Here is a 7,145-nt window from a genome sequence, read left to right on the forward strand (position 1 = left end):
TAATATATAAATTATTTTATAAATATATATAATATTAATTCTTGATAAAAAAGGGAGGTTTCTCATGGTAGCAAAAGAATATTATGATACATTATTAAAAATTACTGATATAATGGAAGAAAAAGGTGGAGGTATTATTTATATTCGTAATGAACCTGATTGTTACACAATAGGTACTCGTTATTATGATGAGGATATTGCAGAATTTTTAGATAATACTGTAGAAGAATGGTTTGGAGAAGAATCCACCCTTCAAAAGAAATCTAAAAAACGATCTAAAAAACAAGATAAAGTAGAAGAATTATACTACTTATGGAAAATAACTTTACCAGAATAAATTTTATCCTTCTAGTCGAAATAGCCTAACATTTAATAGGTAGAATGAATTAGACAAAAGAAAGAATTACTTAGAATAAATCAGTAGTAATGCATGTCATGGTTTAAAGATAATTATTTAAGCCTAAAAAAAGTATGCTATGATTAAAAATAAACCCATGGACTATGGGGGATAGCTCGATTAATCTAAACTATAATGTTTATTGCCCGAGAATCCTAGACTTTTATATGTCAGGAGTAAGTCAATAACCTTCACTATTTTTTTAATACTTTTAATATATTATGAAGAATTTCAGATAATTTATTAAATAAATTATTACTTAATATAATAATAGATTAAGAGAAGTTAATGTGTTATAAGAATTTTTGTATTTATTTTTTATATTCATTAAGGTGGATTTTGTGATAGAAGAAATATATAATAAATCATTAGATAATGAAATTACTAAAGAAGATGCTATAGAATTAGTCAGATCTGCAAATCAGTTTGAATTATTTGATACTGCTGATAAATTAAGACAAACTATTGTTGGTGATAAAGTAACTTATGTTGTTAATAAGGCTATTGATATAACTGATAATTGTATGATTGGCTGTAAATTCTGTTCTTTTAGAAATTTTGAAAATTATAAAATGACTAATGAAGAAATTTCTGAAAGTATTGTTCAGGCAAAAACAGTGGGAGCTACTGAGATATGTTTATTTGGCGGAATTACTAGGGATATGGATATAGATTATTATTGTAATCTTATCGAAAATATTAAAAATCAACATGAAATATGTTTACATGCATTATCTCCTGCAGAAATATATCAAACTGCTAAAAATTCAAATATAACTACTTTTGAAGCTTTAAGTAGGTTAAAAGATGTAGGAATGGATACAATGACTGGTGCATCTGCAGAAATTTTAGTTGATTCAATAAGAAAACAAATCTGTCCAAATAAGGTATCTACAGCCGATTGGGCAAAGATTGTTAAGGAAGCTCATGAATTGGGAATTCCAACAACTTCAACTATAATGTATGGAAGTATTGAAACATGGGAAGATAGGATAGAACACATGTTTTTATTAAAGGAAATTCAGGAAGAAACTCATGGATTTACTGAATTTGTTCCAATGACATTTTTAGGTGAAAATAATGAGCTTGGAAAAATATCTAATGGTGCTACAGGTATTGAGGATTTAAAAATCCATGCAATTTCCAGAATAATCTTTGGGGATGTAATTCCAAATATTCAAGTTTCATGGGTAAAGTTAGGCCTAAGAATGACACAAGTTGCTCTAACATGTGGTGCTAATGATATTGGTGGAACAATGATTGAAGATAAAATATCCACAGCTGCAGGTGGTGGTTATGGTGGATATTTACCTGTAGAAAAAATCAAACAATTAATTAAGGATATTGGTAGAATTCCACAAGAGAGAACTACTAAGTATGAAATGTTGTAATTGTTTTTAAGAAGAAGTATGTATTAATATGATATGTATTTCAACACTATTTTTTTTTATTTTATTGAATTATTCTCTATTTTATAATAAATATAAAAAAAAGGGGGGGGGAAGTCAGATTCATGTATGTTTGTTAAGCATTTTTGTACGTTCTTGTGATGTTAATTCGTCTACTATTTCTATAGGTTTTCCATGATCTAAAAGTTTTCCCTCACGCATTAATGCTGCAGTGTCACAACATTCAAGTACAAAGTCCATATCGTGTGATATTATAATAAAAGTTTGGTCAAGTTCTTCACGAGCATTTAATATTGATTCTGTAACATTACGTCTTGTTATAGGATCCATTGTACCAGTAGGTTCATCTAATATTATTATGTTTGGTTCTTTAATAAGAATCTGTGCAAGAGCGACTCTGTGTCTTTCTCCACCACTCATTTGATCAGGATATTTTTCAAGTAATGATGCTGCTTCTTCTTCTTTAAATCCAACAGCTGTTAATACATGTAATGATTTCATTTTTGCAAATTCTGAGGGTAAGTCAAGACTAATTGCATCAGTTAAATTTCCAAGTATTGTTTTATATGGGTATAGACTGAAATCTTGGTGTAATAATCCTATATGTGGTGTTACACGTCCTCTGTGCATTGGTCCTTTTTTAGACATATCTATCCATTCTTCACCAAGTCTTATTTCAATTTCTCCATCACTTGGTTCTATAAGTCCTGCAATTAATTTTGAAAGTGTTGTTTTTCCAGCTCCACTTAATCCTACAACACTTGCAATTTCTCCTTCATTAATTGTTAGTGTTACTCCATCAACTGATTTTACAACTCCCCGTGTTGTTGAGAAATAATACTTTTTAAGATCATCCATTTTAATTAAAGCATCACCTATTGTTACTGCCGGATGTTTTTTAGGTAATGGTATTTCTTTAATGAATTTTGAAACAATATCTTCAGGTTTACCTTCATCTATTATTTTTCCATTATCTAACCATATAACTCTGTCAGATAAATCTTCAATTACTTCAGGCCAGTGTGAATTTATAATCATGGTAATATTTTTATTTTTAACACCACTAAGTAGAGCAGAATGTATTAATTTTGCTGTTTTAGGGTCAAGAGTACCTGTAGGTTCATCAGCTAAGAATACCATTGGATTTTTTGCTAATTGTCTTGCTAATACAATTCTTTGTTTTTCTCCTCCACTTAAATCACGGGCAATGTGAGTTGTTCTATGTTCCATGCGTGTCATTTTAAGAAGTTTTATTGCTTTGTTAACATTATCTTCATCACGTTGATTTTCAAAGGATTTCATTATATTTTCAATTACTGTTTCTTCTTCATATAATGCAAATGTTCTTTGTAACATGATGGATATTCTTTTTTTAATGTCTAAAAATTCTTTTCTAGAACAGTTCCATAGATTTATTTCTCTAAGTTCTGTTTTTTCTCCACAGGAACATGTTTGTCCTGCAGTAGATGGTGTATCTACATGATTACATTTTGGACAGTATGCAACATGGTATATTACTTCTCCTTCATCTGGTATATACTCAGGAATACCACGTAACATATTTAGTAGTACTGATTTTCCAGATCCACTTCTTCCAAGAATACCAAGAACTTCTCCTTCTTCAATTTCTAAGTTAATGTTGTCTAGTACAATAGTATTGTCAAATTTTTTTGTAACATTTTTAACTTCAATAAAACTCATTTTTTTACACCTAATCAAAGTAATTTTTTTGTTTCTAATAAATTTAGTTTCGATTCATTCAAACTTGTTTATATATTATAATATGTTATTTACTATTATTATATTAACCTACAATAAAATCTATTAATATTTTTTCATAACCTCTAAATTTATAATAATTTGTAATAATTTGTAATAAACTTTTTATTAGATTAGAAGTATATATAAAAATATATATAATTATAATTTTTATTATTTATTTTTACATTATGTATACACATTAAAAATTATAATCACTTCAATCACATAAAGAGGTTAAAGCATGCTCACAGCAGTTCAAAGAGAGATTTTACAAAGTTTAATTAATTTATATAGAAAATCCAAATGTACTTCCGTTAAATGTGAAAGTATAGCTGATTTGATGGGTAGAAATTCTGGAACAATACGTAATCAAATGCAATCTTTACGTAGTTTAGGATTAGTTCAAGGTGTTCCTGGACCAAGAGGAGGATATAAACCTACATTGGAGGCATATCATACTCTAAATATAGAAAATGATCCATGTGAAATTCATGTACCAATATATGTTAATGGCGCAATTGTTTCAGATATTTCCGTTAATAAAATAGAATTTACCAGTATTTTAAGACCAGGGGATTGTGAAGCAACAATTTCAGTATTAGGGGATATTAAACAATTAGATCTTGATGATACTATTAAAATTGGTCCAACTCCTGTAAATAATTTAACTGTTGATGGAACAATTATTGGAAGGGATGATGTAGATAATGTACTTCTAATTAAAACAAAAAATATTATAAGTATTCCTAATGTTAAACTAAGGGATATTGCTACTCAACAGATAAAAAGTATAACTCCTCAAATGCAACTTACTGATATTTGTAAAATATTATCAGAAAATAATCAAATAGGAGCACCAATAGTTGATGATGATAACAACATATTAGGTGTTATAAGATATTCTGATATTATAGATGCTGTAGCTGCTAATAAGATGGATAGTACTGCTGAGGAGTTTATGCGCGAGTCTGTTGTAACTGCAAGAGATAATATTAGTTTATCAAATGGTATGACATTATTACTACAAAATGATGTAACAGCATTAATATTATTAGATAAGAATAATGAAATTTATGGAATTGTATCATTTAATGATATGTTAAAAAGATTATTAGATTCTTCAAATTAATCTTTTTCCAACTTATTTTATTTCAACTCCCAGAAATTTTTTTTAAATTTATTTTTTTATGAGGTTAATTACAATGAAAGTTAAACATTTAAATATAACAGAAAACATGACAATCTCTGAATTTATAACTCAACTAGATGAATCAGGTGTTTTAGGGGCAGGTAGAATTGCACATGCAACAAATTTACTTGCAGATTCAATGAAAGATCCTGAAACAAAGATATTTCTAAGTCTGGCAGGACCAATGGTTCCTGGAGGATTAAGAAAGGTAGTTCGAGATTTAGTAAAAAATGGATATGTTGATTTGATAATATCAAGTGGAGCAAATTTAACACATGACTTAGTAGAATCATTTGGTGGAAGACATTATGCAGGTTTACATGAAGATGATGAATCACTACAAGATAGTGGAATTGGACGTATAGGTGATATCTATACAAAATCTGAGGACTTTGAAGTGTTTGAAGAGGAAATACATAAAATATTTGCTAAGATAAATGAGAAATATAATTCAATATCCATTCAAAAATTTTTATATGAAATTGGATTGTTAATTGAGGATGATGAATCTATTATTAAAACAGCAGCTTCTAACAATGTTCCAATATTTGCACCAGGCTTAATTGATTGTATGATTGGATTACAACTATGGATTTACTGTCAAGATCATGATTTTACAATAAGTGCAGTGGAAGATATGGCATATTTATCTGATTTTGTATATAACTCTAAAAATGTAACTGCATGCATGCTTGGTGGAGGATTACCAAAACATTATACCTTAGCATCTAACATATTAACTGGTGGAATTGATGCTGGAATTCAAATTACATTAGATAGGAGTGAAGGTGGAAGTTTAAGTGGAGCACCACTTGAAGAAGCAAAATCATGGGCAAAAGCTAAAAAAGGTTCTAATCTAGTAACAGTTGTGGGTGATGCAACAGTACTATTTCCATTGATTGTTGCAGGCGCATTAGATAAAATAAAATAAGGTTTTTTTCATGTTATTTGATGCGTTATGTTATGCTTTATCTGGATTTTTTATGAAATTCTCAGATGAAGCTATGGATACTAAAAATAATAAGGTACTTGCAATAATTACTGGATTGTTATGTGTATTTTTCACAGTACTAGTTTGTGCTACAAGTATGGATGCTGTATTTATTTTTGTTAGTATTCTTATTGGAACTGCTTTAGCAAAAAAAGTTGATTCTATAAATCACATAATATCTGCCATAATATTTATTCTATTGTTGTATATAATAGCACCTCAGTTTTGGGCTATTTTACTTAATGAATTCGGTTGGATTTGGCTAATGTTATGTATAATTGCAGCATATATTGATGAGAAGGGTAATGATTTTTCTGATAATAAAGAAGAAAATAATGAAGAAGTTACATTAGTAGATAAATTCTTCAAATATAGATATGCTCTTAAAGTAACAGTACTTATCATATCATTAATAGGATTATTATTTAGATTTTTCTCAATTACTCAAGGAATTTATTTATTTAATCCAATGACTTTCATATGTTTCTATTTATTTGATTTAAGTTATGAATTTGTAGGATTATACTTTGATAGATTCTATGATCTCTTCTAATGCTTTTTTAGGATTTGAAGCATTGTATATGCTACGTCCTACAATTGCAGCATTGGAATATTGGAGTGTGTCTTTTGCATTACCTCCTTGGAATCCAACACCTGGTGAGATTATAAATGAATCTTTACCAACTACTTCTCTAATTTTTTTTAATCTATCTATTTTTGTTGCTGGAGCTACATAATTTTTAATTCCTAAATCTACTCCCATCTGTGCAATATCTAAGGATACTGGTTTTAGGAATTTATCTGCACCAGGATGTGACATTTCTGTTAATAGAAATATTTCTTTGTCTAATTTTTCTGCCATATTTTTACATGCCAATACACTATCTTCTCCAGTAAATCCATGTACTATTATTGCATCTGCACCGTAGTTTAATGTAGTTTTTACTATTTTTTCATTTGTTGCATCTATATCCGCTACTTTAAAGTCTGCAATGATTTTTACATCATATTCTTCTTTTATTGAAGTTATAATAGAAGGACCTAGAGCTAGTGTTATGGGATAACCAATTTTTATAGTATCTAAATATTCTGTTGTTTGATCTAATATTTCATAGGCTTTATTTTTCTCTTCTACATCTAGAGCTAATATTATCTGGTTTTTAACATTCATATTTACTTATTTAATTTACTAAATAGAAATACTTTGTTTAATTTTTCTCATGTTTTTATTGAACTTTTTTTAGACTATGTCCTTTTTTTTGTTTCTATAGTGGATTATTATTTGTTTTAATTTTTATTTTTTTAATAAAACACTATATTTTTAGGTTTGTCTAAATGGTTTATTTTTATATTTTTTCTTAAAAATTACTATTTTTTATTCTATTTTTTATATATTAT

General features: G+C 28.1%; 7 protein-coding genes. 5 read left to right on the top strand and 2 right to left on the bottom strand.

The window, feature by feature from the left end:
• The first annotated feature begins 64 nt into the window (after positions 1–64).
• On the top strand, positions 65–337 hold the full coding sequence (locus A9758_RS01490; protein WP_011405992.1) for a hypothetical protein: 273 nt from the start codon (positions 65–67) through the stop codon (positions 335–337).
• Positions 338–738: 401 nt separating this feature from the next.
• Entirely contained in the window at positions 739–1,788 is a 1,050-nt protein-coding gene (gene cofH, locus A9758_RS01495; RefSeq protein WP_011405993.1) for a 5-amino-6-(D-ribitylamino)uracil--L-tyrosine 4-hydroxyphenyl transferase CofH, read from the top strand.
• Between the two features lie 120 nt (positions 1,789–1,908).
• On the opposite strand, the gene atwA is transcribed toward cofH, so the two are convergent.
• Positions 1,909–3,507, bottom strand: coding sequence for a methyl coenzyme M reductase system, component A2 (gene atwA / locus A9758_RS01500; RefSeq protein ID WP_011405994.1), 1,599 nt, complete (start codon positions 3,505–3,507; stop codon positions 1,909–1,911).
• 301 nt (positions 3,508–3,808) lie between these two features.
• On the opposite strand from atwA, the gene A9758_RS01505 reads away from it, so the two are divergent.
• The 3 genes from A9758_RS01505 (at position 3,809) to A9758_RS01515 (ending at position 6,300) form a co-directional block, all read left to right on the top strand.
• Positions 3,809–4,696, top strand: a complete 888-nt coding sequence (locus A9758_RS01505; protein WP_011405995.1) for a CBS domain-containing protein — start codon at positions 3,809–3,811, stop codon at positions 4,694–4,696.
• 73 nt (positions 4,697–4,769) lie between these two features.
• Entirely contained in the window at positions 4,770–5,687 is a 918-nt protein-coding gene (locus A9758_RS01510; RefSeq protein ID WP_011405996.1) for a deoxyhypusine synthase, read from the top strand.
• A 10-nt stretch (positions 5,688–5,697) separates the two neighbouring features.
• A complete protein-coding gene (locus A9758_RS01515) occupies positions 5,698–6,300 on the top strand; it encodes a hypothetical protein (protein WP_011405997.1) in 603 nt (200 codons plus the stop codon).
• On the opposite strand, the gene pyrF is transcribed toward A9758_RS01515, so the two are convergent.
• Positions 6,268–6,918, bottom strand: a complete 651-nt coding sequence (gene pyrF, locus A9758_RS01520) for an orotidine-5'-phosphate decarboxylase (RefSeq protein WP_011405998.1) — start codon at positions 6,916–6,918, stop codon at positions 6,268–6,270. The genes A9758_RS01515 and pyrF overlap by 33 nt on opposite strands.
• Positions 6,919–7,145 lie beyond the last annotated feature (227 nt).

Origin of the sequence: Methanosphaera sp. A6, from assembly GCF_001729395.1 — an archaeon.
GTDB classification, from domain to species: domain Archaea; phylum Methanobacteriota; class Methanobacteria; order Methanobacteriales; family Methanobacteriaceae; genus Methanosphaera; species Methanosphaera stadtmanae.